This is a genomic window from Kitasatospora sp. NPDC088861, assembly GCF_044750105.1.
Lineage (GTDB): Bacteria > Actinomycetota > Actinomycetes > Streptomycetales > Streptomycetaceae > Kitasatospora.
This window is the reverse complement of record NZ_JBIVJF010000002.1, coordinates 667887-694250: the sequence shown is the minus strand read 5'-3', so window position 1 is coordinate 694250 and position 26364 is coordinate 667887. Positions and strand designations below refer to the sequence as shown.

23 protein-coding genes are annotated in these 26364 nt (G+C 74.1%); 9 read left to right on the top strand and 14 right to left on the bottom strand.

Annotated features, from left to right (window positions below; all coding sequences use genetic code 11):
• Window positions 1-23 precede the first annotated feature (23 nt).
• Window positions 24-1352, bottom strand: coding sequence for a hypothetical protein (locus ACIP37_RS06760; RefSeq protein WP_400802652.1), 1329 nt, complete (start codon window positions 1350-1352; stop codon window positions 24-26).
• A 209-nt stretch (window positions 1353-1561) separates the two neighbouring features.
• On the opposite strand from ACIP37_RS06760, the gene ACIP37_RS06755 reads away from it, so the two are divergent.
• Window positions 1562-3157 carry a M4 family metallopeptidase gene (locus ACIP37_RS06755; RefSeq protein ID WP_363589508.1) on the top strand — a complete coding sequence of 532 codons (1596 nt, stop codon included), beginning with the start codon at window positions 1562-1564 and terminating at the stop codon, window positions 3155-3157.
• Between the two features lie 74 nt (window positions 3158-3231).
• Here ACIP37_RS06755 and ACIP37_RS06750 read toward each other — a convergent pair whose 3' ends face one another.
• On the bottom strand, window positions 3232-6255 hold the full coding sequence (locus ACIP37_RS06750; protein ID WP_400843457.1) for an FAD-binding and (Fe-S)-binding domain-containing protein: 3024 nt from the start codon (window positions 6253-6255) through the stop codon (window positions 3232-3234).
• Between the two features lie 37 nt (window positions 6256-6292).
• Complete coding sequence (locus ACIP37_RS06745; protein WP_400843454.1) at window positions 6293-7459, bottom strand: pyridoxal-phosphate-dependent aminotransferase family protein; 1167 nt, start codon at window positions 7457-7459, stop codon at window positions 6293-6295.
• Window positions 7460-7557: 98 nt separating this feature from the next.
• Here ACIP37_RS06745 and ACIP37_RS06740 point away from each other — a divergent pair, with 98 nt between their 5' ends.
• Both ACIP37_RS06740 and ACIP37_RS06735 read left to right on the top strand, forming a co-directional pair.
• Complete coding sequence (locus tag ACIP37_RS06740) at window positions 7558-8304, top strand: IclR family transcriptional regulator (protein ID WP_400843451.1); 747 nt, start codon at window positions 7558-7560, stop codon at window positions 8302-8304.
• A 234-nt stretch (window positions 8305-8538) separates the two neighbouring features.
• A complete protein-coding gene (locus tag ACIP37_RS06735; RefSeq protein ID WP_400843448.1) occupies window positions 8539-10134 on the top strand; it encodes an L-lactate permease in 1596 nt (531 codons plus the stop codon).
• A gap of 105 nt (window positions 10135-10239) precedes the next feature.
• On the opposite strand, the gene ACIP37_RS06730 is transcribed toward ACIP37_RS06735, so the two are convergent.
• On the bottom strand, window positions 10240-11208 hold the full coding sequence (locus tag ACIP37_RS06730; RefSeq protein WP_400802668.1) for a D-2-hydroxyacid dehydrogenase family protein: 969 nt from the start codon (window positions 11206-11208) through the stop codon (window positions 10240-10242).
• A 132-nt stretch (window positions 11209-11340) separates the two neighbouring features.
• The gene (locus ACIP37_RS06725) at window positions 11341-12087 is read right to left on the bottom strand and encodes a rhomboid family intramembrane serine protease (RefSeq protein ID WP_363584848.1); all 747 of its coding nucleotides are present in this window, start codon (window positions 12085-12087) and stop codon (window positions 11341-11343) included.
• A 225-nt stretch (window positions 12088-12312) separates the two neighbouring features.
• On the opposite strand from ACIP37_RS06725, the gene ACIP37_RS06720 reads away from it, so the two are divergent.
• The 4 genes from ACIP37_RS06720 (at window position 12313) to ACIP37_RS06705 (ending at window position 15934) form a co-directional block, all read left to right on the top strand.
• On the top strand, window positions 12313-13245 hold the full coding sequence (locus ACIP37_RS06720; RefSeq protein WP_400843444.1) for an aldo/keto reductase: 933 nt from the start codon (window positions 12313-12315) through the stop codon (window positions 13243-13245).
• 104 nt (window positions 13246-13349) lie between these two features.
• The gene (locus ACIP37_RS06715; protein WP_400843440.1) at window positions 13350-14003 is read left to right on the top strand and encodes a histidine phosphatase family protein; all 654 of its coding nucleotides are present in this window, start codon (window positions 13350-13352) and stop codon (window positions 14001-14003) included.
• Window positions 14004-14098: 95 nt separating this feature from the next.
• On the top strand, window positions 14099-14692 hold the full coding sequence (locus ACIP37_RS06710; RefSeq protein ID WP_400843437.1) for a TetR/AcrR family transcriptional regulator: 594 nt from the start codon (window positions 14099-14101) through the stop codon (window positions 14690-14692).
• 153 nt (window positions 14693-14845) lie between these two features.
• The gene (locus ACIP37_RS06705) at window positions 14846-15934 is read left to right on the top strand and encodes an SDR family oxidoreductase (RefSeq protein ID WP_400843434.1); all 1089 of its coding nucleotides are present in this window, start codon (window positions 14846-14848) and stop codon (window positions 15932-15934) included.
• A gap of 135 nt (window positions 15935-16069) precedes the next feature.
• Here the strand turns inward: ACIP37_RS06705 and ACIP37_RS06700 are convergent, their stop codons facing one another.
• Window positions 16070-16900, bottom strand: coding sequence for an alpha/beta fold hydrolase (locus ACIP37_RS06700; RefSeq protein WP_400843431.1), 831 nt, complete (start codon window positions 16898-16900; stop codon window positions 16070-16072).
• 57 nt (window positions 16901-16957) lie between these two features.
• Here ACIP37_RS06700 and ACIP37_RS06695 point away from each other — a divergent pair, with 57 nt between their 5' ends.
• The gene (locus tag ACIP37_RS06695) at window positions 16958-17431 is read left to right on the top strand and encodes a MarR family winged helix-turn-helix transcriptional regulator (RefSeq protein WP_363584836.1); all 474 of its coding nucleotides are present in this window, start codon (window positions 16958-16960) and stop codon (window positions 17429-17431) included.
• 43 nt (window positions 17432-17474) lie between these two features.
• Here ACIP37_RS06695 and ACIP37_RS06690 read toward each other — a convergent pair whose 3' ends face one another.
• From ACIP37_RS06690 to ACIP37_RS06680, 3 genes are read right to left on the bottom strand one after another with little or no spacing between them, the layout of a single operon-like run.
• Window positions 17475-18143, bottom strand: a complete 669-nt coding sequence (locus ACIP37_RS06690) for a class I SAM-dependent methyltransferase (protein ID WP_400843428.1) — start codon at window positions 18141-18143, stop codon at window positions 17475-17477.
• On the bottom strand, window positions 18140-18646 hold the full coding sequence (locus ACIP37_RS06685; RefSeq protein WP_400843425.1) for a hypothetical protein: 507 nt from the start codon (window positions 18644-18646) through the stop codon (window positions 18140-18142). The genes ACIP37_RS06690 and ACIP37_RS06685 overlap by 4 nt, the downstream gene beginning before the upstream one ends.
• Before the next feature lie 25 nt (window positions 18647-18671).
• Complete coding sequence (locus ACIP37_RS06680) at window positions 18672-18902, bottom strand: hypothetical protein (protein WP_063350865.1); 231 nt, start codon at window positions 18900-18902, stop codon at window positions 18672-18674.
• Window positions 18903-19045: 143 nt separating this feature from the next.
• Between ACIP37_RS06680 and ACIP37_RS06675 the strand changes: the two genes are divergently transcribed.
• Window positions 19046-19669: a hypothetical protein gene (locus tag ACIP37_RS06675; RefSeq protein WP_400802684.1), complete on the top strand. Its 624-nt coding sequence runs from the start codon at window positions 19046-19048 to the stop codon at window positions 19667-19669.
• Between the two features lie 91 nt (window positions 19670-19760).
• Here the strand turns inward: ACIP37_RS06675 and ACIP37_RS06670 are convergent, their stop codons facing one another.
• The 5 genes from ACIP37_RS06670 to ACIP37_RS06650 form a co-directional block, all read right to left on the bottom strand.
• Complete coding sequence (locus ACIP37_RS06670) at window positions 19761-21908, bottom strand: acyltransferase family protein (RefSeq protein ID WP_400802687.1); 2148 nt, start codon at window positions 21906-21908, stop codon at window positions 19761-19763.
• A 197-nt stretch (window positions 21909-22105) separates the two neighbouring features.
• A complete protein-coding gene (locus tag ACIP37_RS06665; RefSeq protein WP_363584825.1) occupies window positions 22106-23833 on the bottom strand; it encodes a cellulose synthase catalytic subunit in 1728 nt (575 codons plus the stop codon).
• A gap of 199 nt (window positions 23834-24032) precedes the next feature.
• Window positions 24033-24623, bottom strand: a complete 591-nt coding sequence (locus ACIP37_RS06660) for a GNAT family N-acetyltransferase (RefSeq protein WP_363584823.1) — start codon at window positions 24621-24623, stop codon at window positions 24033-24035.
• 233 nt (window positions 24624-24856) lie between these two features.
• Entirely contained in the window at window positions 24857-25486 is a 630-nt protein-coding gene (locus ACIP37_RS06655; RefSeq protein ID WP_400843421.1) for a maleylpyruvate isomerase N-terminal domain-containing protein, read from the bottom strand.
• Window positions 25487-25584: 98 nt separating this feature from the next.
• Entirely contained in the window at window positions 25585-26214 is a 630-nt protein-coding gene (locus ACIP37_RS06650; RefSeq protein ID WP_363584819.1) for a TetR/AcrR family transcriptional regulator, read from the bottom strand.
• Between the last annotated feature and the right edge of the window lie 150 nt (window positions 26215-26364).

Genomic DNA, 26364 nt, shown 5'->3' with positions numbered 1-26364 from the left:
TGACGGCCTGCGCTGACGACCGGTCAGCGCAGCGCCTCGAACATCCCGGCCAGCCCGTGGTGCGCGGCCGTGAGCAGCGCCTGCGCGGCGTCCAGCGCCTCGGTGCTCGGCCCGGCGAGAGCGAGGCCGACGGCGGGCTCCGGGTCGTGGCCCGCCGTCGGGATCAGCGGCAGGAGGGTGACGTCGAGCCGGGCGCAGCGCGGCCGCAGCCGGTCGAGGTGGTCGTGCAGCGCGCCCGGGGCGAGCCGGGCGCCGAGCGGCATCGTGTCCAGGGTGCGGACGAGGTGGCCCGGGCCCCGCACCTGGTCGAGGCGGGCCCGCAGCATGAAGGCCACGGCCGGGCCGGTGAGCCGCAGGTTGATCTCGGTGGGGGCGAGCCGGCGCCGCCGGTCGGTGACGAAGTCCACGTCGTACCAGCCTCGGTAGCCCTCGGCGGCCAGCCGCTCCCCCACCGCGAGGGCGAACCGGCGGGCCGTCGCGGCGGCGCCCCGGGGCACCGCGTCGGGGCCGACGGTGACGCCCTGGTAGCGGGTGCCGGTGACGCGCATGTCGCCGGCGCCCACCGGGTGCACGGCTCCGTCGGGGCCGACCAGCGCGTCGTAGGTGAGGTCGCGCAGCCGGGCGGCCGGGCCCGGGTCGACGTGCTCCTCCAGCAGCAGGCCGCCCTGGGCGGGCAGGAGTTCGGAGCGGACCAGGCGCCGCAGCAGAGCCCGGCCGCCGCCGGCGGCGAACAGGTCGGCCGGCTCCACCACGACGGTGCCGTAGCCGCCGACGCCGTGCGGGCTCTTCAGCACGGTGGTCAGCCCCCGGGCGGCGCGGGCGGTCAGCCGGCGGGCCGCCCGGCCCCGGCCGGCCGGGCGTTCCTGCCGGGGGACGACGACGCCCGGGTGGTCGGGGGCGAGTTCGGCGAACAGGTCGTGGGCCGCCGCCTTGGACTCGTAGCGGTGCACCGCGGCCAGTTCGGGGCCCTCGCCCTGGGCGGCGGTGCGGCCCCAGGTGACCACCGGCCGGCCGAGGGCGGCGATCCGCGCGGCCAGGGCCGGCCGTTCGGCGAGCGCCCGGGCGACCGTCCGCTCGGGCGCGACGCCGCCGTGCACCTCGACCGGGCCCCACTCCAGCTCCCGGGCCAGCCAGTCGGTCCACTCCGGGCCGACCTCGGCGGGCAGCACCAGCAGTGCCGGTTCGGGGCTGTAGCAGGTGGCCAGGCAGGCGTAGTGGTGTGCCTGCCGCAGCCGTCGGGCGCGCTGGGCGGCGTCCATGCCCGGGGCGAAGAACTGCTCGTTGAAGTCCGCGACGTTGCCCACGTGGACAGCCGCCCGACCGCCGGTCCAGGCCCCCACCCATCCGTCCATGGGGGCGAGCCTAGGGCCTCGTCAGGTCGTGCGTCATGCGTCGGAACGCGATCGGCCATATGCGGCACGGGTGTTGATTTCTGCTCACTTTTGATTTGAACAGGACACAACTTGGCAAAGATATGACCATTCCTCTAGCTCTACCTGACTGATCGCCGTCAATGTCGGTCGCAGCTCTTTTCCCTGCAGCTACCCCGACTGGAGTCCGAGTGAGCCCCACCTCCTCCTCCCGCCGCCCCCTCGCGGCCGGAGCCATCGCGGTCGTCGCCGCCCTCGTCGCCGTCGCCGTCCCCACCGGCACGGCCTCCGCCGCCCCCGGCATGCGCGAGGCCGCGATATCCCAGGCCCGCGCCAACGTCACCCACAACGCGGGGGTGTTCGGCTTCGGCGCCGGCCAGGACCTCGTGGTCAAGGACGTCGTCCTCGACGCCGACGGCACCCAGCACGTCCGCTTCGACCGCACCTACCAGGGCCTGCCGGTGGTCGGCGGTGACCTGGTCGTCCACCAGGACGCCCGCGGCCGGCTCAAGGACTCCTCCCGCGCGGCCGCCCACGACGCCGCCGTCGGGTCCACCGTCCCGAAGGTGCCCGCGCAGGCCGGCGCCTCCGCCGCGCTCACGGCCGCCCCCGGCGTCCAGGACGCCACCAGCACGCCCGAACTGGTCGTCTGGGCCGCCGACGGCACGCCCCGGCTCGCCTGGCGCACCACCGTCGAGGGCACCGGCGAGCACGGCCAGCCGGCCGGCAAGGTGGTCGTCACCGACGCCACCACCGGCGAGCAGATCGAGACCTACGACGCCGAGCACCAGGCCTCCGGCACCGGCCACTCCGAGTACACCGGCGACATCACGATCGACACCACCGCCCAGAGCGGCGGCGGCTACACCCTCAAGGACTCGGTCCGCGGCCACGTCACCAAGGACGCCAACAACGTCGCGGCGAGCGCGCTCAAGGCCGGCTCCGGCACCGCGTTCACCAGCACCACCAACGTCTGGGGCGACGGGAAGAAGTTCTCCACCGACCGCTCCACCGCCGCCGTCGACGCCCACGCCAACACCGCCTGGACGTACGACTACTACAAGAACACCTTCGGCCGGAACGGCATCAAGAACGACGGCAAGGGCGCCACCGTCTTCGTCCACGTCGGCACCAACTGGGACAACGCCCAGTGGTCCGACAGCTGCTTCTGCATGATGACCGGCGACGGCGACGGCAGCACCGACCCCGAGCAGGTCGACCTCGACACCATGGGCCACGAGATGACCCACGGCGTCACCAGCGCCACCGCCAACCTGCGCTACAGCGGCGAGTCCGGCGGCCTCAACGAGTCCACCAGCGACATCTTCGGCACCATGGTGGAGTGGTACGCCAACAACAAGGTGGACACCCCCGACTACCTGTTCAGCGACCAGTCCACCCCGCCGTGGCTGCGCCGCTTCGACAAGCCCTCGCTCGACGGCCGGTCGGCGGACTGCTGGAGCAGCTCGGTCGGCAAGCTCGACGTGCACAACTCCTCGGGCGTCGGCAACCACTGGTTCTACCTGGCCAGCGAGGGCAGCGGCAGCAAGACCATCAACGGCTACACCTACAACAGCCCCACCTGCAACAACTCCACGGTGGCCGGCATCGGCAACCAGAAGGTCGCCAAGATCTGGTACCGCGCGCTGACCGTCTACATGACCTCCACCACCACCTACAAGGGCGCCCGCACCGCCTCCCTGAGCGCGGCCAAGGACCTGTACGGCCTCAACAGCACCGAGTACAAGGCCGTCGCGGCGGCCTGGAGCGGCGTCAACGTCAACTGACGCGCACGGTCCGGCGCGGCGGCCCAGGCGACCTGGGCCGCCGCGCCCCCGGACCTCGCGCCCCCGGACCCCGCTCAGCCGGACGGGGCGGGGGCGGTGCCGGTCAGCAGGGCCTCGCGGACGAGTTGGACGGGGTGCCAGGCGTGGCGCTCCGTCCCGTGGAAGATCTGCTGGCGGCAGGACGCGCCGGTGGCGACGATCACGGTGTCCTCGGGTTCGGCGTTGACGGCGGGGAAGAGCCGGTCGTTCCCCACCGTCATGGACACCTCGTAGTGCTCGCTCTCGAAACCGAAGGAGCCCGCCATCCCGCAGCAGCCGGCGTCCAGTTCGACCACCTCGACGCCGGGGATCCGGTTCAGCAGGGCGATGGTGGCGGCCGTACCGACCTCGGCCTTCTGGTGGCAGTGGCCGTGGTAGAGCAGTCGGCGACCGGCCGGCCAGGCCTCGGGGCTCAGGCGGAGGCGTCCGGCGTCGATCGCCTCGGTGAGCAGTTCCTCCACCTGCCGGACCCGGCCCGCGAGATCCTTGACCACCGGGTCGTCCGGGTGCAGGGCCAGGTGCTCGTCCCGCAGCGTCATCAGGCAGGACGGCTCGCAGCCGGTGACCGGTGAGTCCGGGGCCGCCGTCGCGGCGATGGCCCGGGCGAAGTCGGCCGACTGCCGCTTGGCGTCGTCCAGCAGTCCCTTGGACAGGCTCGCGCGACCGCAGCAGCCCTGCGCCGCCAGCCGGACCCGCCAGCCGGCCAGTTCCAGCAGTTCGACGGCGGCGCGGCCGATGGCCGGCTCGGTGAAGGTGGTGAAGGAGTCGGCCAGGAAGGTCACCTCACCGAGGGGGGCCGACGGGGCCGCGCCCTCGTGCTGCCGGAACCACCGCAGCAGGTTGTCCCGCGCGAAGGCCGGCAGCGGCCTGGCAGCGGTGATCCCCAACCTCCGTTCCAGCAGTCGGCGGACGAGCCGGCTGCGCCCCGGGAGGTTGGAGAGCGGCGCGGTGGCCGAGCCGAGCCGGTTGAGCAGGCGGATGGCGCCGAACACCCGGGATCTGAGCGGCACCCCGTGCAGGTCGTGGTGGTGGGAGAGGGTTTCGGCCTTGAGCGTGGCCATGTCGACGCCGAGCGGGCACTCGCTCTTGCACGCCTTGCACATCAGGCAGAGGTCGAGGATCCCGTGCAGGCGCTCGTCTCCCAGCGCCTGCCGGGGGTCCGGCTCGGAGAGCGCCTTCACCAGGGCGTTGGCGCGGCCGCGGGTGGAGTGCTCCTCCTCCCGGGTGGCCATGTAGGAGGGGCACATCGTGCCGGTGGCGCTCTTGCGGCACAGCCCGATGTTCATGCACCGGTCGGCCGCCCCGCGCATGCCGCCGAGGACCTCGAAGGCGAGCCGGGTGCGCAGTTCGGGCGCGGGCGGCAGGGCCCGGTCCCGCAGGTGGTCCGTCATCGCGGGGGCGTCGACGATCTTGCCGGGATTGAAGAGGTTCCGGGGGTCGAAGAGCCGCTTCGTACCGCGCATCGCCTCGTAGAGGTCCCGCCCGAAGAGCAGCGGATTGAACTCGCTGCGGGCCAGGCCGTCGCCGTGCTCGCTGGAGTTGACACCGCCGTACTCGGTGACCAGGTCCCGGATCTCCTCCGCGACCGCCCGCATGGTCGTCACCTGGGCGGGGTCGGTCAGGTCCACGAAGGGGCGGATGTGCAGGCAGCCGACCGAGCAGTGCCCGTAGAAGCCGGCCGACAGGCCGTGCCGGTCCAGCACCTCCTGGAAGCGGCGGGTGTAGTCGACGAGGTGGACCGGGTCGACGGCGGTGTCCTCGACGAAGGCGAGCGGACGGCGGGTGCCCTCGCCGGCGGCCATCAGCAGGCCCAGGCCGGCCGAGCGGACCTTGAGCAGGGCCTCCTGCTGCTTCGCGGTCACCGCGTGCAGGGTGTGGTAGCCGTGGCCGTGCCGGGCCCACCGGGCGGTGAGCCGCTGGAGCCGGCCGCGCAGTTCGCCCTCGTCGTCCCCGCTGAAGCTGACGAACAGCAGCGCCCCGGGATCGCCGGCCAGGATGCCGCCGAGCGGGGCGTACTCGATCTTCCGCCGGGAGAGTTCGAGGATCGTCCGGTCCATCAGCTCCACCGCGGCGGGTTCGCAGGCGAGGGCGTCCGCGGTCGCGTCGACGGCCCCGGCGACGGAGGTGAAGTGGCCGACGGCGATGACCGTGTGCGCGGGCCTGGGCACCAGGTCGACCAGGGCCCTGGTGGCGATGACGAGGGTGCCCTCCGAGCCGACGACGAACTTCGCGAGGTCGAAGGGGGCGTCCACCGCGCCCTCCGCGCCCTCGGCGCCCTCGCGGACGAGCCGTTCCAGGCGGTACCCGCCGGAGCGGCGCCAGAACTCCGGTGTTCCCTCGGCGATGGCCCGGGCGTTGGCCCGGACGATCCGCGGGAGTTCGCGGTAGACGGCACCTTCGAGGGTCGGCAGGGCGGCCCGGCGGCGGTGCTCCGCCGCGTCGACCGGGGCGAGGTGGGCCCGACTGGCGTCGGAGAGCACGACGTCGAGCTCCCGGACGTGGTCGATGGTCATCCCGTGGCGCAGCGACCCGCTGCCGCCCGAGTTGTTGCCGATCATGCCACCGATGGTGGCCCGGTTGGCGGTGGAGGTGTCGGGGCCGAACACCAGGCCCGACGGCGCCGCCGCACGGTTCAGTTGGGCCTGGACGACGCCGGGTTCCACCAGGGCGGTGCGGGCCTCGGGGTCCAGTTCCACGATGCGGTTCAGGTGGCGGGACAGGTCCAGGACCAGCCCGGGCCCCACAGTCTGCCCCGCCAGGCTGGTGCCCGCGCCGCGCGGCACCAGCGGTACGCCGTGTTCGGCCGCCGCGGCGACCGCGGCCTGGACGTCGTCGGCGTGCCGGGGCAGGACCACGCCGACCGGGGTGATCGCGTACATGCTCGCGTCCCGGGAGTACAGGTGCCGGGTGTAGTCGTCGAAGCGGACCTCGCCGTCGAGGTCGCGGCGGAGCCGGTGCTCCAGCGCGCGGGTGTCGCCGTGGCGGGTGCCGCTCTCGGGTCGGGCGGCGCGCTCGGGGCCGCGGCCGGCCGTCGAGGCGTCGGAACTGCTCGCTGTCATGTCCGGTTGACTCCTGTGTCTGGGGGTGCCGGGGCGTTCACGGGCGGCGGAGCACGTCGAGCGCCGCACCGAGGCCGGCCGGGTCGATCGGCACCCCGGCGAGTTCCAGGCCCAGCTGCACCCCGGCGAGGGTGCCGATGAGGGTCAGGTCGTTGAGGTGGCCGAGGTGGCCGATCCGGAAGACCCGGCCGGCGAGCCTGCCCAGACCGGCGCCGAGCGACATGTCGAAGCGCTCCAGGACGAGTTCGCGGAACCGGTCGGCGTCGTGGCCCTCCGGCAGCAGGACCGCAGTGAGCGAGCCGGAGTACTCGCGTTCGTCCGCGCACAGGACCTCCAGGCCCCAGCCGTGGACGGCGGCCCGGGTGGCGGCGGCGTGCCGGGCGTGCCGGGCGTGGACGTTGTCGTGGCCCTCGGCGTCGAGGATCCGCAGGGCCTCGTCCAGGCCGTAGAGCAGGTTGATGGCGGGGGTGTAGGGGAAGGCACCGTTCCGGTTCGCCTCGATGACCGGCGCCCAGCTCCAGAACGACTTGGGCAGCCCGGCGGTGCGCGAAGCGACCAGCGCCTTGCGGCTGACCGCGTTGAACCCCAGCCCGGGCGGCAGCATCAGGCCCTTCTGCGAGCCGGACACCGTGACGTCGACGCCCCACTCGTCGTGGCGGTAGTCGAGGCAGCCGAGCGAGGACACCGCGTCGACCAGCAGCAGCGCCGGGTGGCCCGCCTCGTCCAGGGCCCGGCGCAGTTCCGCGATCCGGCTGGTCACGCCGGTGGAGGTCTCGTTGTGGACGACGCACACCGCCTTGATCGTCCGGTCGGCGTCCTCGGCGAGTCGCTGCGCGAGCACCTCGGGATCGGCACCGTGGCGCCAGTCCCCGGGGACCAGATCCACCTGGAGGCCGAGGTCCTGGGCCATCTCCCGCCAGAGCGCGGCGAACTGTCCGGTCTCGAAGCAGAGCACCCGGTCGCCGGGGCTGAGGGTGTTGACCAGGGCGGCCTCCCAGGCGCCGGTCCCCGAGGCGGGGTAGATCACGACCGGGCCCGAGGTGCCGAACACCGGCCCGATCGACTTGAGCAGACGCAGCGTCAGTGCCGCGAACTCGGGCCCCCGGTGGTCGGTCGTGGGCGCCGCGATCGCCCGCAGCACGGGGTCGGGGACGTTGGTGGGGCCCGGGATCTGGAGGAAGTGGCGGCCGGTACGGAAGGACATACGCGTCGAACCCCCTTAAGGGTTGTGCCGTCTGACGGCACGTCGTATCGTGGAGCGGCATAGTGGAGCGTAGGCGCCACCTTCGAAGGGGGTCAAGGATGCAGAACGTGCTCAACGCGCTGCGGGTACTGGAGGAGGTCGCCGCGCGCCAGCCGATCGGCGTCGCGGAGCTGGCGCGGGCCATGGACCTACCGAAGAGCTCCGTGCAGCGGGCGCTGCTCACCCTGCACACGGCGGGGTGGCTGCGCCAGGCCGGCGGGGCACCCACCCGGTGGCTGGTCACCGCCAAGGCGCTGCAGGTCGGCCGGCAGGCCACCGGTGAACTGGGCCTGCGCGACGCCGCCGTGCCGGTGATGGAGGAACTGCGCCGGCAGACCGGCGAAACGGTCCACCTGGCCGTGCCGGAGGGCGGCCGGGTGATCCTGGTGGAGCGGCTGGAGACCAGCCAGCCGGTGCGGATCGTCCTTCCGCTCGGGCAGGACCTGCCCGCCCACGCCTCCGCCAACGGCAAGGCGGTGCTCGCCGCGAGCCCCGCCGAGGCGCTGGAGAGCTATCTCGCCGAGGGGCTGGCCCGGTACACCGACACGACGATCGTCGAACCACGGCGGCTGCTGGACGAGTTGGCGGAGGTCCGGCGCCGGGGCTACGCGACCAACAGCGGCGAGTGGCGCTCCGACGTCTCAGCGGTCGCCGCGGCGGTCATCGGGGGCCTCGGGCTGCCGGTAGCGAGCATCAGCGTCAACGTCCCCGCCAGCCGGGCCACCGACGAGTCGCGGGCGGAGCACGGAACCCTGGTCAACGCGGCGGCGAAGCGGCTCGGCGTCGTGCTCGGAGCGCGCGGGTGACGGCGAACTCGGCTTCCCCCACGCCTTCCTGACGATACGTCAGAACCGGCACTCCCGATCCTGAGCCCGCACCCCGCCCCCTTGACGGCGGTATCGGCGCATCCCATGCTTGGCGCCTGATGGAACTCGGGTTCCATGATGCGAAAACGTGCGTGCGCCGATCGTCCGTACCCGGGTGGATCGAGCGTTCTCGCCGTCGCGGTCATCGCCGACTGGAGAAAGCGAGACCCACCCGTGTATCGCCAAGTCCCAGACCCGCTCGGACACCCCGCTCTCGCCGCCCTGCTCGCGGCGACCCCCCTCCTCGTCCTCCTGGTCCTGCTCGGCCTGGTGCGACTGAAGTCGCACTGGGCCGCCCTCGCCGGGCTCGCCACCGCCTTCCTGATCGCCACCGCCGGCTACGGCATGCCGCTCGGCCAGGCCGCCGACGGCGCACTGGAGGGAGCCGCCTTCGGACTGTTCCCGATCGTGTGGATCATCCTCGGCGCGGTGTGGATCAACCGCCTCCAACGCGCCTCCGGACACTTCGACGTCATCGGAAGGACCTTCTCGTCCCTCTCCGGCGACATCCGGATCCAGGCCGTGCTGATCGCCTTCTGCTTCGGGGCGATGATCGAGTCCCTCTCGGGATTCGGCACCCCCATCGCGGTCACCTCGCTCATCCTGCTCGGCCTGGGACTGGACCCCCTGAAGGCCGCCGCCGTCGCGGCCTTCGCCAACACGGCGCCGGCGGCCTTCGGTTCGGTGGGCAATCCGATCCAGACCCTGGCCAAGGTCACCTCCCTCCCCGGGGCCGACCTCGGCGCCATGGTCGGCCGCCAGTCCGCCGTCATCGCGGCCCTGGTGCCGTTCGTCCTGCTGCTCCTCCTCGACGGGCGCCGGGGGCTCCGGGAGGTGTGGCCGGTGGCCCTGGCCGCCGGAACCGGCTTCGCCGTCGGCCAGTTCCTCTGCTCGAACTACCTCACCTACCAACTCACCGACCTGGTGGCCTCGCTCACCTCGCTCGCCTCGGTCATCGTGCTGCTCAGGATCCGGGCGCGACGGAACGGCCCTGCCGCCGAAACGCGGCCCCGCGTGGAGCGCGCCCCCCGCCGGGACACCCTGCTGGCCTTCCTCCCGTACGCGATCATCACCGCGCTGTTCGCCCTGGTGTCCTACGGCGGGCCCGTCGCCGGCTTCGTGAAGGACCAGGACGTCTCCTTCCCCTGGCCCGGGCTCCACGTGACCAGCCCGAGCGGCCGACCCGTGGCGGTCACCACCTTCGACTTCGGCTGGCTCGGCGCGGCCGGGACCCTGCTCCTCGCCACCGGCGTCCTGACCGCGCTCATCCTGCGGGTGCCGGTACGGCGGGCACTGCGCTGTTACCTGGACGCGCTGCACCAGATCCGCTGGGCGGCCCTGACCATCGCCTGCGTCCTCGCCCTCTCCTACCTGATGAACCTCTCCGGGATGGCCGTCTCCATCGGCACCTGGCTGGCGGGCCTCGGCGGTGCCTTCGCCCTGTTCTCCGGCTTCACCGGCTGGTTCGGCGTGGCCCTCACCGGATCCGACACCTCCTCCAACGCGCTCTTCGGTGCGATGCAGGTCTCCGCCGCCCAGCACATCGGACTGTCCCCCCTCCTGGCCGCCGCGACCACCAGCACCGGCGGCGTCCAGGGCAAGGCCGTCGCGATGCAGAACCTGGTCATCGCCGCCAGCGCGGTCGGGACGTACGGGCGGGAGGGGGAGGTCCTCCGCAAGATCATCGGCTGGAGCCTGGCCGTCCTGGCCGTCCTCTGCCTCCTCGCCTGGCTCCAGTCCACCCCGGTCCTCGGCTGGATGGTGCCGTGAACGAGTCGCCGCCGCGCCGACCGGGCCGGTCGGCGCGGTGGCCCGGCTCGGCGGATCGGCCCAGGCCAGGGGTCAGCCCAGCCCGGGGTCAGCCCAGGCCGGGGGTCAGCCCAGGCGGCGGATCGGCTCGCCGGCCAGGTAGGCCGCGATGTCCTCGACCGCCTCGCCGTAGTAGCGGCGGTAGTTGTCGCGCGACACGTACCCCAGGTGCGGGGTGGCCAGCAGCCGGGGCGCGGTGCGCAGCGGGTGCTCGGCGGGCAGCGGCTCGACGTCGAAGACGTCCACGGCGGCGCCCGCGATCCAGCTCCCGGTGAGCGCGGCCAGCAGTGCGTCCTGGTCGACGATCGCCGCCCGGGAGGTGTTCACCAGGTACGCCTCGGGCTTCATCAGCGCGAGTTCGGCCTCGCCGAGCAGCCCCCGGGTGCGCTCGCCCAGGGCGAGGTGGATCGAGACGAAGTCGGCGCCGCTCAACAGCTCCTCCTTGCCGGCGGCCCGGCGCACGCCGACCTCGGCGGCCCGCTCGTCCGTGAGGTTCTGGCTCCAGGCCAGCACGTCCATGCCGAAGGCCAGTCCGACCCGGGCGACCAGGCCGCCGATCCTCCCCAGGCCCAGCAGCCCGAGCACCCGCCCGTGCAGGTCGGCGCCGACGGTGCTCTGCCAGGGACCGCCCTCGCGCAGCGCCGTGCTCTCCGGCACGATGCCGCGGGCCAGGCCGAGCAGCAGCGCCCAGGTCAGCTCGACCGGCGGGGTGGAGGAGCTGGCCGTCCCGCAGACCGTCACGCCGTGCGCCTCGGCGGCCGCGTAGTCGATCACCGAGTTCCGCATGCCCGAGGCGACCAGCAGCCTGAGCCTCGGCAGCCGGGCGAACAGCGAGGCCGGGAACGGCACCCGCTCGCGCAGGGTCACGACGAAGTCGAAGTCGGCCAGCGCGGCGGCGAGTTCGTCCTCCGACCCGAAGTGCTCGGAGAAGGCGGTCACCGCCACCCGGTCGGAGACCGGCGACCAGTCGACGATGCTGGTGGCGACGCCCTGGAAGTCGTCGAGGACGGCGCAGCGAAGGGTCCGAAGTGTCATGCCCGCACTCTCCCAGACGCCGACCGGCGCCCGGCGTGCCAGGCCCGGTCCGAGCCGCGGGTCTGCGAGCTTGGCCCCGGGGGTGGACCACCGGCACCGGAGCACGGGGAGGCGCGCGATGGCCAAGCCCCGTCACGCCACGGCGGGCTGCCCGGTCGGCCTGGCCCTCGTCCCGGCGGCGAGCGCCAGGCCGAGCAGGCAGCCCGCCACCAGACCGGCGCCGTGGTTGTTCCGCAGCGCGCACAGGAACAGACCGGCCGCGGGGATGAGCAGCAGGTACCAGGTGCCCTTGAAGGTGAGGCCCAGGGTGTTCCCGCGCAGCAGGCAGGTGACGGCCAGGGCGCCGAGCAGGCCGCAGACGGCCACGGAGTCGCCGCCGCCGCGCGGCGACCAGCCGGCCAGGCTCACCACGTGGGCGAGGACGCCGCTGACGAGGAAGACGGCCAGGGTCCGCCACCACCCGAGGACCGACTCGGCGACGGCGCCGACCACGAGCAGGGCCGGCAGGTTCATCGCGATCTGCGTGATCCCGGAGGACTGCACCAGCAGGGCCGTCCCGGCCCGCCACCACTGCCCGTCGGACAGCGCTCCCGGCTGCCGCATCAGATCCTCGACCAGGGCGGGCACCGCGTACTGGAGCACGGCCATCACCGCCATCACCGCGAACAGTGTGAGGGTGGCCCGGGGCCGGCGCGCCAGGGCGCCCCGGACCACGGCGAGCACCTCGCCCGGCCCGGCGCCCGCCGGGGCTCCTGCTCCCGGGCCGGCTGCGGAGCCGACTCCCTGACCGACGTTGGAGCCGGCCAGTACCAGCGCCTGAAGTCCCACGCTGACCACCACGGCGGCGCTCGCGTACAACCCGATCTCGTGCGGCGACATCGCCGACCCCCGTTCACCCGACCCTGGGCGCTCCCGCCCCGTCGACGCGCCCCATCATCCCGGTCGGGCGGGGCCCCGGACCAGGGAAGGCGATCATGGACTCGGCATGACGGTTGTCACAGTCCCGCCAGGTCCGCCGTCATCTCCGCCCCCGTGGATTCCCCGGGGATTCACACATTCCCGAATCGCTGGCGGTCGGGGCAGTGCAGTGGCGATCATGACGGCATGACCTCCGACACCACCCCCGCCGCCGTCACCGCTGCCGCCGTCACCGCTGCCGCCTCCGGCAGTTGGACGCTCGGCGACCGCACCGTCCACCGGATCGGCCTCGGCACGATGCGCCTGCCGCAGACCGGCCGGGCGCTCGTCCCCGACGCCGTACCGCGCGACCGCGAGCAGGCCGTCCGGGTGCTGCGGCGCGCCGTCGAACTGGGCGTCAACCACCTCGACACCGCCGCCTTCTACTTCTCCCCGCTGCGCTCCGCCAACGAGCTGATCAACCGGGCGCTCGCGCCGTACGCCGACGACCTGGTGATCGCCACCAAGGTCGGCCCGGGCCGCGGGCTCGACGGCGAGTGGGTGGAGCACGCCCGCACCCCGGAGCGGCTGCGCGGCCAGGTCGAGCAGAACCTGCGCCAACTCGGCCGCGACCACCTCGACCTGGTGAACCTGCGGATCGTCGGCACCGACTCGATCGCCGAACGCTTCGGCGCCCTCGCCGAGTTGCGGCAGGCCGGGCTGATCCGCCACCTCGGCCTCTCCAACATCCACCCGCACCAGCTCGCCGAGGCGCAGGCCGTGGCGCCCGTCGTGTGCGTGCAGAACCCGTACGGCATCGGCGCCTCGCCCGAACAGGACGCCGTGCTGCGGCTCTGCGGCGAGCAGGGCATCGCCTTCGTCCCGTTCTACGCGATCGCCGGAGCCGGGCGGGAGTCCGGCACGGGCGGCGCCGAACCCGCCCAGGTCCGGGCGGTGGCGCAGGCGCGCGGGGTCGGCCCGGCCCAGGTCCGCCTCGCCTGGACGCTCCACCAGGGCCCGCACGTCCTGGCCATCCCCGGCACCGGCGACCTGGCGCACCTGGAGGACAACATCGCCGCCGGGGCGCTGCGCCTCTCCCTGGAGGAGTTGGCACTGCTCCAGGAGGCGCACACGGGCTGATCCGGAACCGGGCAGGGCCGCGACGGCGTCGATCCGGGACGAGCCCAGGATCACCGGCGAGCACGAGAGCACGCACGCCGACACGAACGAAGGAGTCCCGGAGCATGGCCGAGTCCGCCACCCGCTACCTCTACCTGACCCGCCACGGCGAGGCCGCGCCGGACGGCAGCGGGCTCACGGCCGACGGACGCCGACAGGCCGTCCTGCTCGGACGGCGGCTGGCGGACCGCCCCATCGCAGCCGTGCACCACGGACCGCTGCCCCGGGCCGCGCAGAGCGCCCGGCTGATCGCCGAGCAGTTGGGCGGCGGGCAGTTGGGCGGCGGCTGGCAGGCCGGCGCGGTCCCGACGGTCTGCGAGGAGGCCGGCGACTACGTGCCGTACGTCCCGGAGCGGCACGAACTGCCCGCCGACAGCGCCGACTACCTGCTGGACTTCCTCGCGCAGTCCACGGCGGAGGAGCGCGCCCGCGGCCCGGAGCTGGCGCGCCGGGCCGTCCAGCGGTTCACCGGTCCGGTGGCGGGCGGCGAGGACCGGCACGAACTGGTCGTCACCCACGCGTTCCTGATCGGCTGGCTGCTCCGGCACGCCCTCAGCGCCCCTGCCTGGCGCTGGCTCGGCCTCAACTCCTGCAACGCGGCGCTGACCGTCATCCGCTACACACCCGGCCGCCCCTCCTACGTGCTGCTCCACAACGACATGCGCCACCTGCCCGACGAGCTGTGCTGGACCGGCTTCCCGTCCGAGGCCCGGTGCTGAGGCCCGGCTTTGAGACGCGGTACTGAGGCCCGGTACTGAGGCCAGGCGCTGAGGCCCGTCGACAGGAATATGCAGACCGGTCTATTGTTTTCCGCATGGGAGTCAAGGGTGAGGAAACCCGGGCCCGGCTGATCGCCGGCACCCGGACGCTGATCGAGGCACAGGGCTACTTCGGGACCGGCCTCAACCAGATCGTGGCCGCGACGGGCGCACCGCGCGGCTCGCTCTACTTCCACTTCCCCGAGGGCAAGGACCAACTGGTCGCCGCCTCCCTCGTCCAGGCCGGACAGGAGGTCGAGGACCTGCTCGCCGCGCTGGCCGCCGAGGGCGCCGACAGCGGAGCGCTCACCGAGCGGCTCACGGAGGTCTTCGCCGAGCGACTGGCGGGCTCCGACTACACCAAGGGCTGCCCGATCGCGACCGTCGCCCTGGAGGTCGCCGGCACCAACGAGCCGCTGCGCGCCGTCTGCGCGGAGGTGTACGAGAGCTGGCAGCGCGTGCTGGCCGGCCGGCTGGAGGCCGAGGGCTTCCAGCCGGCCGAGGCCGCGACGGCGGCCGGGCAGGCACTGGCGCTGATGGAGGGCGCGGTCCTGCTCGCGTCGGTCCGGCGCAGCCGCGAGCCGCTGGACCACGCGCTGCACGCCGTCCGCCACCTGCTCTGCGCCAAGCCGGCCGCCCGCACCGCGTAGGGCGTCGCGGGCGGAGCCGCCGCCGACCGGTGCGCGGCTCCGCCCCTTCCGACCCTCCCGATTCCTTGTGCCCGAATCTCCCGTGCCCGAAGTCTCCTCGCGCCCAAAAAATATGCAGACCGGTCTACAGATTCCAGCTCCAGGAGTTGCCCCATGCCGCCCCTCCCGCCATCGCCCCGCACCCTCGTCCTCGGCGCCACCGGCTTCCTCGGCCGCTGGCTCGTCCTCGAACTCCTCACCCGCGGCGAGCCCGTGGCCGCCGCCGTGCGCGGCGTCGGCCGCGACACCGAACTACGCCGCTGGCTGCGCACCCACGACGCCGACGACACCGCGCTGACCACCGTCGCCGCCGACCTCACCCGCCCCGGCCTCGGCCTCTCCCCCGAGGACGACGCCCGGCTCACCGAGGTCCGCGACGTCCACAACCTCGCCGCCCGCTACCAGTTCGGCCTCACCCGCGCCCAGGCCGAACCCGCCAACGTCCACGGCGCCCTGCACGCCCTCCACTGGTCCGCCACCCGGCCCCGGCTGCGCCGCCTGGTCCACCTCTCCGGCTACCGCGTCGGCCGCGACCCGCAGCCGCTGTACCCGCCCAGTCCCCGCGCCACCACCGCCGCCTACGCGTGCCTCGGCGCGTACGAGGCCTCCAAGCTGCTCGGCGACGCCGCCGTCCGGGTCACCGCACCCCGACTCGGCGTCCCGCTCACCACCGTCAACCCCAGCAGCGTCATCGGCCACTCGCGGACCGGCGAGGCCGGCCAGTACCTCGGCCTGGCCCAGCTCGTCCGCCAGTTGCACCGCGGCCGCCTGCCGCTGCTGCCCGGCACCCGCCGCACCTTCCTGCCCGTGGTCACCGTCGACCACCTGGCCCGCTTCCTCGCCGCCGTCCCCGCGCACGACAGCGCCACCACCCCCGCCCCCGACGGCTCCGCCCTGATGGCCCACACCGTCCTCGACCCCGCCACCCCCGTGCTCCCGGACCTGATCGCGCTCATCGCCGCCCACCTCGGCGTCCGCCCGCCCCGCGGCCTGGTCCCCGTCGCCATCGTCCGCCGCCTCCCCCGCGCCCTCACCGGCGCCGACCCGGAGACCCTCGGCTTCCTCTCCGAGGACCGCTACGACACCACCTCCGCCGACCACCTCGCCACCGCCGCCGGCCTCGTCCACCCGCCCCTCGCCCCGGCCCTCCGGCGCTGGGCCGACCGGCTGGTCGCCGAGGACTTCGGCGCCCCGCCCCGGTGAACCACGGCGCGCCGTGCGGGTCCATGACGAGCGCGAAGCGGCCCGGCTGGCCGTCCGGCCAGCCGGTGGCGAACTGCCGCTGTCAGCCTTGGGGTGAGACTCCATCCGGAAGGCGCCCGTGAGCAGGATCCACCGTCAGCCCCCGTGCACCGGCAGGGTCCGAAGGAAGTCGTCGAGGAGCTCGTTGAAGGCGTCCGGGCGTTCCATGTTGGGGTAGTGGCCGGTGCCGTCGACCGTCGCCGTACGGCCGTCGGCGACGCTGCGGACGAGGCGTTCGGCCATGCCGAGGTGGTCGTCGGAGTCGATCCCGCCGTTGATGGCCAGCACCGGGACGCCGATCTTCGCCGCCCGCGCCCAAGTGTCGGTGACGGGCACCTGGTGGTCGGGTTCGGTGGGGGTGTGCTTGGCGAGGGTTCGCCGGGTCATGTCCTTCAACGTGCGCACGATGTCCGGGTCGACGTCGTCGAGGGTGCGGTGCGGGCCGGCCGCGAGCCGGGTGAACGCCGTGATCCAGCCTTCGAGGTCGCCCGCGGCCATGGCGCGGGCCTCCTCGGCCTCGATCTCGCCGAGCCACGGGTCCTTGAACTCGGGTTCGCTGGTGCCGACGCCGCTGACGACCAACGCCTCGACCACGTCCGGGTGTTCGAGCGCGGTGTCGACGGCGATGGCGCCGCCCATCGACAGCCCGACGAGGATCGCGGGGCCGGTGCCGAGGTGGCGCAGCAGGGCCGCGAGGTCGTCGGTGTGCCGGAACGGGCCGGTCGCGTTGGAGGATTCGCCGTGGCCGCGGGCGTCCGGCGCGATCACCCGGTAGTCGGCCGCGAAGGCGGCGATCTGGTCGCTCCACATGCGGTGGTCGAGCAGGCCGCCGTGCACCAGCACCAGGGGTCGGCCCGACCCGATGTCACGGTAGGCGAGGTGGCTGCGGCCGTCGTCGAACGAGAACACGTCGGATGCGTCAGTCATGACAACCAAGTTGTCATCCCCCGCGAGGATTGGCAACCCAGGTGCCATGATGACGGGGTGACCGATACCGATGCCCCGCTCCCGCCCGACGTCCTCGCCCACCGGCTCATGGACGTGTTCGACCTGGTCGGCCCGCTGTACCGGCGGGTGCTCCGCAAGGTGGAACTCGCGGCTCCCATCGAGGGGCTGTCCGTCGGCGTGCGCGCCGTGCTGCTCCTGCTCGCGGAGCACGGGCCCATGACCGTCCCTCAGATGGGCCGCGCACAAGCGCTGAGCAGGCAGTTCGTGCAACGCATGGTCAACGACGCGGTAGCCCTGGACCTGGTCGAGATCACCCCGAACCCCGCCCACCAGCGGTCCTCGCTGATCCGGCTGACCGACCACGGCAGGGCCGCCGTCTCCGCCGCGAGCGCCCGCGAGCACGCCCTGCTCCGCCAGGTCGGCGGCGAGCTGACCGACGCCGACCTGACCGCCTGCGTACACGTCCTCACGCAGATGCTCGAACTCTTCGACAACGTCGACGTGAACTGACCCCCGTACCGCGTAGGCGCGGCCCGGACCGCAGGAGAGCGGCCTACCCGAAGACCAGGCTCGTCCAGCGGACCCCGGACCGGCCGTGCAGGTCGCCGCGTTCGGCGCGGTGGAGCAGTCGCAGGCCCCGGGCGGCGGCGAGCGCGACGGTCTCCTCGGGCGGGACGTCGAACATCCGGCGGCCCGGCGGGACGGGGCCGTGGCGCAGGGTCAGGGCGAGGCGCCCGCCCGGGGCCAGCAGCCGACCGAGGGCGGCCATCGCCAACGGCCGCTCGGCGGGGGCGAGATGCATCCAGACGGCGGTCAGCAGGACCAGGTCGAAGCGTTCGGCGCCGGCGCTCAGCCGCGGCAGCTCGGGCAGCGCGTCGGCGACCCAGCGCACGCCGGAGCCCACGTGCAACCGCTCGGCGACGGAACGGAGTTCGGCGGTCGGCTCGACGGCCACCACCGGATGGCCGAGGGCGGCGAGGGCGGCCGCGTCGCGCCCGGTGCCGGCCCCCACGTCGAGGACGGCGGCGGGCGGGGGCGGGTAGCTGTGCAGCAGGTCCGCGTGGACCTCGGCGAAGGTCACGCTCTCGTACTGGACGGCGAGTTCCTCCGCCGCCTCGGCGTAACCGGCGGTGCTCGAAAGCCCGTCCATCCCTTTCACGTCCTCCACCCCGCCCACCCCTTTCACGTCCTCCACCCCGCCCAACTCGTCCACCCCGATCATGCCTTCCGGTCCCGGACGGCCACCGCGTCACCGGCCGCCGCCGCGTGGGCGAAGAAGTCCCGCAGCTCCCGCAGGTCGGCGACCACCCGGGACGCCCAGGTCTCGGACCACGGCGTCGGGTACCCGAGGCGCGCGACCGTCCGGGCCAGCACGGTGTCCTGCTGGCGCACGAGTTCGCCGAGCGCCGAGTCGCGCAGGAAGGTGAAGGCGGCCGCGACCTGCGCGGGGCTCAGCACCAGCGGATCGGTCTGCGCGGCGTCGGGTTCACGGCGCTCGCCGCCGTACACGGGCAGGCGGGCGGCCGGGTCGGGGTGCAGGCCGTTCTCGGTGAGGGCCAGTTCCATCAGCCGGGCGGTGCTCCGCACGCCCAGGAGGAGCCCGGCGGAGGCCAGCTGGTCGTAGCGGACGTCCTGCCGGTCGGGGACGAGCTCGCCGAGTTCCGTCGGCGAGCAGGTGTCGACCTCCTGGCCGGGCAGGCGGCGCCAGAAATGATCCACGCTCACCCGGACAGCGTAACGAAAGCGCGGCTCACGCCTCGCCGGGGTGCCAGAGGGGCCACTCCCAGGGGCGATCCGCCCAGTGGACGCGGACCGGATCTCGCGGGTCGAGGTCCGGGAAGAGCTGGTGGATCCGGGGCTCGAACTCCTCGGGGGCGAGCGGCTCCCAGCCGTGGCCCTCGAAGTGGACCAGGCGGTAGCGGCTGTCGGTCCGGAAGTCGGCCACCTCGACCAGGTGCTTGGACGTGCTGTTGGTCTCCATGCCCCCAGCATGTGGCGCGGTGGCAATCGGCGCCCCTCCAGACCCCTCTTCCGGGTCATGTCCCGGCGTCGGCGCGCTCGTTGAGCACGGGGAAGGCATGACGGGGGATTCGGTGGGGGGTTCGGCGCTGGAAGGACGACAAGATGACTGGGCAGCCCACCGGAGGACAGTGGCAGTGGCCGCAGGACGCGTGGCAGCCACCCCCGGTACCCACCGGGTTCGCGCCGGCCCCCGTTCCGGCGCCCGCACCGGCGTCGCGGCGGTCGCGGAAGGTGTGGGCCGCCGCGACCGTCGGGACCGTCGCCGTCCTCGCCGCCGTCCTGGCGATGTGCGGGCCGGGGTCGGGAGACGAGCTGGACGTGGTGGCCCTGCCGCACGCCTCCCCCTCCGCGTCCGACCCGGCGGCTCCGGACCCGCCCGCGTTCTCCCCGCTCCCCACCACGCCCGCGCCGTCCCCGCTGCCGCCGCCCACGCCACAGGGCGCCGGACCGGCCCTGGCCACGGCCACCGCGGCGGCCGCGCCGAACGAGGACGAGCCGGCCGACGCGCAGCACGCGGCGACCGCGCACCCGAAGCCCGGCCGCACCGCGCACCCCTCGCCGTCGGCCCACGGCACCGCCCCCGCCGGCGCCACCCCGGCGGCTCCGGCCCCCGGCACGGCGCTGCCCACCCTCGGCGCGGGCGGCATCTGCGACCAGGCCGAACGCGTCGGCCGCTGGCCCGCGGGCTCGGAGCAGGCCCGCCTCTGCCACAGCATCTACGGCTGAAAAAACGCCTGCGGCGGCCGCACCCGCACCCGCACGACGAGGGCGCCCCGCCGGACCGATCCGGCGGGGCGCCCCAGGCGGTGGAGCCGCGCTACCCGGCCGCCTCCAGGATTCCCTTGTCCAGGCGCGGCGCCAGGACGCGGGCCAGGGTGTCGGTGATGTGGCCGGTGTCGCGGTACAGCACCACGCCTTCCAGCACCGCCGGGCAGTCCGGTCCGCTGCCGGGGCACAGCAGCGGGCCCAGGTCCAGGGTGCGGACGCCGTAGCGGGCGGCGAGGCCGCCGTCGAGCATCGGGTCCGGCTCGAAGGCGGTGTCGCGCGGGAAGAAGCAGGCGTCCGAGCGGCCGTCGGATGCGGCGAGGCAGGTCGGGATGTCCTTGCCGGGCATCGGGGTGTCGCCGAGGTAGGCGAGCGGGGCGCCGACGGCGGCGAGGCGGTCCAGGGTGCGGGTCCAGCCCTGGGTGCGTTCCTCCTGGCTGCCGTAGCGGTTGAGGCCGGCCATCAGGACGAGGCGCGGCCTGGGCCCGGAGGTGAGCCGGGTGAGGGTGTTCTCGCGCCAGCGGTCGCACTCCTCGAAGGTGCGGCCGAGGACGTTGTTGCGCACGGTGAGGGTGGCGAGCGGGCAGCCGGGCTTGACCAGGACCTCCAGGGCCCAGTGTCGCTGCTCGGCCATCGCGAGTGCGGAGGATATCCACTGGCCGGCGTGCGAGTCGCCGAGCAGCACGATCCGGTCGGGGCTGTCCTCGGCGCCGAACAGGCAGCGCGGGCTGCTGTCGGCGTTCAGCGGGATCTCGCAGCCCTTGCCGGGCGGGAAGTCCTCCCGGGCGCGGGCCAGCGAGGGGGTCAGGCCGAGCACCCGCGCGCCGGGGGCGAGCAGGGTGGGGCCGGTCGGGGCCCCGGCCGGGGCGGCGGAGGGGGTGTCGGCGGTGCCACCGAGGGCGCGGACCGTGCCGCCACCCAGGGTGAGGGCGGCGATCAGCGGGATGACGAGCGCGCTGGCGCCGACCGCGAGGCCCCGGCGCGGCGCCGGGCTGCTGCCGTAGCGCAGCGGCTGTTCGACGAGCCGCATGGTGAGCCAGGCGGGCAGCGCGCTGGCTGCGGCGAGGGCGGCCAGGGTGGTCCAGGGCAGGGCGCCGTAGCGGGCCTGGGCGATGGTCAGCACCGGCCAGTGCCAGAGGTACCAGGCGTACGACAGGCGTCCGGCGGCGCGCAGCGGGCGGCTGTCGAGGAGGCGCCCGGCGTCGGTGGCGCCGAGCGCGCGGTGGGCGGGGCCGGCGAGCAGGACGGCGGCGGCGCCGAGGACGGGCACCAGCGCGGCGGTGCCGGGGAAGGGGGTGTTCCGGTCGTAGAGCAGGATCGACGCGAGGACGGCGGCGGCGCCGGCCCAGCCGAGCAGTCGCAGCGACCAGGCCGTTCCGCGCCGCTGCGTGCGGCCGGCCAGCGCGCCGGCGAGCAGCGCCGCGCACGCGCCGGCCGCGAACTCCCAGAGCCGGCTGCCGGTGGAGAAGTAGGCGAGCGGCGCCGAGGTCGCCGTCCACCGGACGCACAGCAGCAACGAGACCGCGCCGATGGCCGTGGTGGCCAGGGTGATCGCGACGGTGCGGCGGCGGCCGTGCAGGAAGCGGGCGAGGCCGAGCAGCAGAACGCCCCACAGCAGGTAGAACTGGTTCTCCACGCCGAGCGACCAGAAGTGCTGGAGCGGGCTCGGGGCGTGTTCGGCGGCCAGGTAGTCGGTCTGCTGGCCGACGAAGCGCCAGTTGACGAACTGTCCGGCGGAGGCCATCAGGTCGCGGGCGAGGTCGGTGCCGCGCAGCGGGTCGAGCAGCGCGCCACCGGCGACGGCGGTGGCGACCAGGACGGTGGCGGCGGCGGGCAGGATGCGGCGGGCGCGGCGGGCGGCGAAGTCCCACAGGCCGATCGGGCGGCCGAGCAGCAGTCCGGTGATGAGGAAGCCGGAGATGACGAAGAAGACGTCGACGCCGACGTAGCCGCCGGCGAAGCCGGGAACGGCGGCGTGGTAGGCGAGGACGGAGAGGACGGCGACGCCGCGCAGGCCCTCGATGTCGGGGCGGAAGCCGGTGCGCCGCTGGGCCTGCGGCGGTGCGACGGCTTCTGCGGAGGGGCGCCGCTCGGGCGCGGCCTGCCGGTCCATTCGGACGACGCCGGGCAGCAGCTCGGCCGAGGCGGTGGCGGCAGGGGAGGAAGGGGACGACGACGGTGGTGGTACGGCCGTTGACACGGCGGTGCTCCTCGCAGGGGCAGGCAGCGGGTGGTCGGGACCGCCGGGCCGATGGGGCGGCCGGGCGGCGCATCCGCGCCGGTGGGGCGACGCGCTGGGAAACGCGGTGGATCCGAACGAAGTTGATGGGTCGTCAGACATCGACTTTGACGTCAGGAGTTGATGGAGCGGAATCGACGAGCGGAGTTGACGGATCGTCAGAAGATCAGCGGATCGGCCCAGCCGGAGGCCAGCAGCCCGCAGAGCAGCAGCACGGCGGTGACGGCGACGGCCTCCGCGTGGCCGAATCCCAGGTCGGACCGGCGCCGCACGGGCGGGGCGACCTCTCCGACGGCGGCCCCGTTGCCACCGCGCAGGAGCGGCCACAGGGACCGGATCAGCGGGATCATGGTGTACGCGGTGAGCGCGAGCAGCGCGGTGAGCGCCCAGTAGGGCTGCCAGCCGTACAGCACGGCCGCGCGCACGAGTCCGGCGATGCCCGCGAGGACGACGAACCCCAGCCAGCCGACGCCGATCCGGGCGACCGCCTTGGCCAGTGAACTGCCGCCCGACACGGCGCCGGTGGGCACCCAGTCGGCACTGCGGCGGCGCAGCGCGTGCGCGATGGCGACCACGTGGCAGAGTCCGCCGAGGAGTTGGACCCGGGTGACCTCGAAGCGCCAGCGGGTGCGGGACATCGCGGGCAGCAGGACGAGCGAGACCCAGATCGGCGGCAGGAACGGCAGCACCTGCCACGGCTGGATCTCACCGGGGGCGAAGAACAGCATGATCAGGGCCGGCAGCGGGACGGCGAAGACGTTCACCGCGCTGGTGACGTAGCCGAGGATGCCGTTCCAGAAGCAGAGCCGGGCGGAGCGAGGGAGCGGTCCGCGGCGGAAGTCCGGGTCGCGGACGAGCGCCAGGGAGCCGAGGCACCAGCGGTACTGCTGGCTGATGAAGGCCGGGAGGCCGGTGGGCGACATGCCCTTGGCGACCAGGGCGGGCACGTACCGGGTGGTCCACCCGGCGCGGGCGAGCGAGAGGCCGGTGTAGAGGTCCTCGCTGTGGTCGATCTCGGCGAAGCCGCCGACGCGCATGAGTGCGGCGCGGCGGTAGAGGGCGTTGGTGCCGCAGCAGACGGTGCCGTCCTGCGCGTCCCGGGAGGGCTGGATCCAGCGGTAGAAGATCTCCTGGGTGGCTCCCGCGGCGCGTTCGAGCCAGGACATGTCGGCGTCCGTGTCGAAGCACTGCGGGCTCTGCACGATGCCGACCTCGGGGTTGTCGAGGTAGGGCACCAGGTGGTGCAGGAAGTCGGGGCGGGGGCAGAAGTCGGCGTCCAGGACGGCGACGATCTCGCCGTTGCCCTCGGCCAGGCCGTGGTTGAGGTTGCCGGCCTTCTTGAACCGGCCGCGGTCGGGGCGGGCCCGGTACTGGAAGCCGTAGGACTCGGCGAGTTCGCGCACCTCGGGGCGGGCGGCGTCGTCGAGGACGATGACGGTCAGCGCGCCGGCCCACTGGACGGCGGCGGTGTGGCGGTAGGCGTTCTCCAGGACGGCCAGCGGCTCGCCGGCGGTCGGCAGCAGCAGGTCGACGCTCGGGTGGCGGGCGGGCTGCCAGGCGCGCATCAGCAGGTCGTGCGAGTCGCGGGTGTAGCGGCGGGCGCGCTGGCCGTCGGTGAGCGAGAGCAGCCAGGTGGCCGCGTTGAGCACGGTGAGCACCAGGAAGGGCCAGAGCAGCGGCCGGCTGAGGGCGAACAGGCCGAGGGTGGCGGTGGCTCCCGCGTAGGAGAGGGTGGCGCAGAGCAGCACCCAGCGGCGCTGCGGGCCGAAGTACCAGTAGAGCTCCTCGTCGTCGGGCGGGCTGGGCAGGCGGAGGTCGGGGTCCGCGGGGATCCGGCGCGGGCCGGCCTCGGGCGCGGGCATGGCGGTGCCATGGAGTACGGGCATGCGGAAGTGGCCCCCCTGGGCATGGGACGGAACGTGGCCGTTCGCCCTCAGCCTCTCACATTGGCCTAGACCAATCATGAACGAGGTGTGACATCTCCGCATCGCCCCTGGTCAGTGACTTGACATGGCATCACGTACCGACGAACCGTCAAGCGATCATGGATTCGACCCCGAGCACCGCCGGCCCGCGCCCCGTCGGTCAGGCCTCCTCCAGCGACCCGTTCAGCGCCTTCGTCAGCTCCTTCGTCAGCTTCTCGAACCGCAGATCAGGGCGCAGCGGGACACCGAAACGCTCGTCGCCGTACGGGAACGGGGTGAAGACCCCGGTCCGGCGGAAGCCGCGCCGCTCGTACCACGCGATCAGGTCGGCGCGCTGCTCGATCACGGTCATCTCCAGCTCGCCCACGCCCCACTCCTCGCCGGCCAGCCGCTCGGCCTCGGCGAGCACGGCCCGGCCGAGGCCGCCGCCCTGGAGCCCGGGGCGCACCGAGAACATGCCGAAGTACGCACGGTCCCCGCGGTGCTCCAGCTGGCAGCAGGCGACCAACTGGCCGTCCCGCTCGGCGACCAGCAGCACCCCGTCGGAGCGGCCGATGACCTCGGCGACGCCCTCGGCGTCGGTGCGCTGGCCCTCCAGCAGGTCCGCCTCGGTGGTCCAGCCGGCCCGGCTGGCGTCGCCGCGGTAGGCGGACTCGACCAGCTCGACCAGCGCCGGTACGTCGGCGAGGGTGGCGGGGCGGAAGGCGGGCTGCCCGGTGGGCCGGGCATGGCTGGGGATGGTCTCGGACATGGCGGGTCCTCATTCTGCGTGCGGTGGAACCGCCCGCCGCTCGTGCCTGCGGCGTGGCGCGGGCCGTCCCTGGTGACCGGCCTGCGGGCATCGTGCCACAGCCCGCGAACCGGCCCCGAGACCCGGGACCTGCGGCGACGGCCCCCACAGGCCCGGCCGACGGGGCGCGGGCCCGGCCGCCGTCCACCCCGGGCACAGCTCCGCCGTCGCGGCCTACGCGCCGCGCCCCGGCGTCAGCGGATGACGGGCAGGACCGCCGTGGTGCCGCGACCGGCCGCCCCCTCGATGAAGGCCACCGGGTCGGCGACCTCGGCGAGCAGGGTGCGGGTGAAGTGCAGGGCGCCGTCGGACGGTGGCGGGCCGCCGATCGCCGCGATCAGGTCGAGCAGGTGGACGGTCGCCTCCATCAGCGCCACCTCGCCGAGCGCGCCGACCGTCACCGAGCCGAGCAGCGGGTGGGCCCCCGCGGCGGTGGGCGACAGGTCGGCGATGCCGGCCAGGGCCGCCGGGCCCTCGGCCCCGAACCGGGCGACCAGCTCGGCCGGTTCGGCCGCCGCGGCGGTCTGCTTCGCCGCCTCGGCGACCTGCTCGGCGGCGGTGTGCGCGATCCCGCCCGGCCGGTTGTAGGCCCGCAGGATGCCGACCCCGGTGGTCACCTCGGCTGGGCCGTCCACCAGGGCCCCGCGCAGCCCGGCGAACATCTCCGGCACCGGCGCCACGTGCGCGTACAGATCCCGGACGGTCCAGCCGGGCAACCGGGTGGCGAGCCCCCACGACGCCTCGTCCAGGGCCGCGCCGCGTTCCGCCCAGGAGGCCCAGGCCTCGGCCAGCAGGGCGGGAACATCGTCGGTCTGACGCGTCATCGGTCCTCCTCGGAGCACATGGCAACTGAGTTGTCATCCTACCGACCGCCGGCCGAGGACGTCCGGAAAGTCGAGGACTGGCCGGTCGGCCCGGCGGATCAGATCCGGGCGCCGAGCATCCGCAGCACCAACTCGCCGTAGCGACCACCGAGTTCATCCGGCGTCTCGGTGGAGCGGTCGGTGAACCAGCGGGAGACGTCGATGCCCAGCGAGGTGACCGCGCGGGCCGCCGTCCGAACCTCGGACACCTGGAAGACACCGGCCCTCACGCCCGCCTCGATCAGCGCGCTGACCTCGCGCTCGATGTCCAGCCGCAGCGCCGCGACCACCGCGTAGGCGTCCTCGGGCAGCGCGTGCAGTTCGTAGTTGACCACCCGGCCGACCGTACGGGCCCGGGCGTGCCAGGCGGTGAACTCCTCGACCAGCCGGCGCATCCGGTCCACCGGGCCGCCCTCGCCGGACGCCGCCGCCCGGACCAGCTCCAGCGTGGCCGCGTGCCCGGCCTGGCTGATCTCCGCCAGCAGCGCGGCCTTGGACTGGTAGTGGATGTACAGCGCCGCCGGGCTCATCCCGGCGGCGGTGGCGATGTCCCGGGTGGTGGTGGCGTGGAAACCGCGCTCCGCGAAGGACTCGACGGCCGCCTGGAGCAGCCGGTACGCCGCCTCGGGGCGGGAGTCGGCGCCGCCGGGCAGGGTGCGCCAGAGGTCGGCGATGGGCGTGCTGGTCATGGCGCCATCCTCCCAGAGAACTCGTACACACATTCCCGCCGCCCGGTCGACGGACTGTTGACAGGCTCCCGCACCGACACCATGCTGAGCAAGCGCTTAGTCAGCCGATGGGCCGGCACACCCGCCGACCAGGCACCCCCGCCGAACCGG

Excerpts from the sequence above, each read along its gene's own strand:
- ACIP37_RS06760 (WP_400802652.1), bottom strand. The coding sequence starts at position 1,352 with ATGGACGGATGGGTGGGGGCCTGGACCGGCGGTCGGGCGGCTGTCCAC.
- ACIP37_RS06750 (WP_400843457.1), bottom strand. The coding sequence starts at position 6,255 with ATGACAGCGAGCAGTTCCGACGCCTCGACGGCCGGCCGCGGCCCCGAG.
- ACIP37_RS06745 (WP_400843454.1), bottom strand. The coding sequence starts at position 7,459 with ATGTCCTTCCGTACCGGCCGCCACTTCCTCCAGATCCCGGGCCCCACC.
- ACIP37_RS06740 (WP_400843451.1), top strand. The coding sequence starts at position 7,558 with ATGCAGAACGTGCTCAACGCGCTGCGGGTACTGGAGGAGGTCGCCGCG.
- ACIP37_RS06730 (WP_400802668.1), bottom strand. The coding sequence starts at position 11,208 with ATGACACTTCGGACCCTTCGCTGCGCCGTCCTCGACGACTTCCAGGGC.
- ACIP37_RS06725 (WP_363584848.1), bottom strand. The coding sequence starts at position 12,087 with ATGTCGCCGCACGAGATCGGGTTGTACGCGAGCGCCGCCGTGGTGGTC.
- ACIP37_RS06720 (WP_400843444.1), top strand. The coding sequence starts at position 12,313 with ATGACCTCCGACACCACCCCCGCCGCCGTCACCGCTGCCGCCGTCACC.
- ACIP37_RS06715 (WP_400843440.1), top strand. The coding sequence starts at position 13,350 with ATGGCCGAGTCCGCCACCCGCTACCTCTACCTGACCCGCCACGGCGAG.
- ACIP37_RS06710 (WP_400843437.1), top strand. The coding sequence starts at position 14,099 with ATGGGAGTCAAGGGTGAGGAAACCCGGGCCCGGCTGATCGCCGGCACC.
- ACIP37_RS06705 (WP_400843434.1), top strand. The coding sequence starts at position 14,846 with ATGCCGCCCCTCCCGCCATCGCCCCGCACCCTCGTCCTCGGCGCCACC.
- ACIP37_RS06700 (WP_400843431.1), bottom strand. The coding sequence starts at position 16,900 with ATGACTGACGCATCCGACGTGTTCTCGTTCGACGACGGCCGCAGCCAC.
- ACIP37_RS06690 (WP_400843428.1), bottom strand. The coding sequence starts at position 18,143 with ATGATCGGGGTGGACGAGTTGGGCGGGGTGGAGGACGTGAAAGGGGTG.
- ACIP37_RS06680 (WP_063350865.1), bottom strand. The coding sequence starts at position 18,902 with ATGGAGACCAACAGCACGTCCAAGCACCTGGTCGAGGTGGCCGACTTC.
- ACIP37_RS06675 (WP_400802684.1), top strand. The coding sequence starts at position 19,046 with ATGACTGGGCAGCCCACCGGAGGACAGTGGCAGTGGCCGCAGGACGCG.
- ACIP37_RS06665 (WP_363584825.1), bottom strand. The coding sequence starts at position 23,833 with ATGCCCGTACTCCATGGCACCGCCATGCCCGCGCCCGAGGCCGGCCCG.
- ACIP37_RS06660 (WP_363584823.1), bottom strand. The coding sequence starts at position 24,623 with ATGTCCGAGACCATCCCCAGCCATGCCCGGCCCACCGGGCAGCCCGCC.
- ACIP37_RS06655 (WP_400843421.1), bottom strand. The coding sequence starts at position 25,486 with ATGACGCGTCAGACCGACGATGTTCCCGCCCTGCTGGCCGAGGCCTGG.
- ACIP37_RS06650 (WP_363584819.1), bottom strand. The coding sequence starts at position 26,214 with ATGACCAGCACGCCCATCGCCGACCTCTGGCGCACCCTGCCCGGCGGC.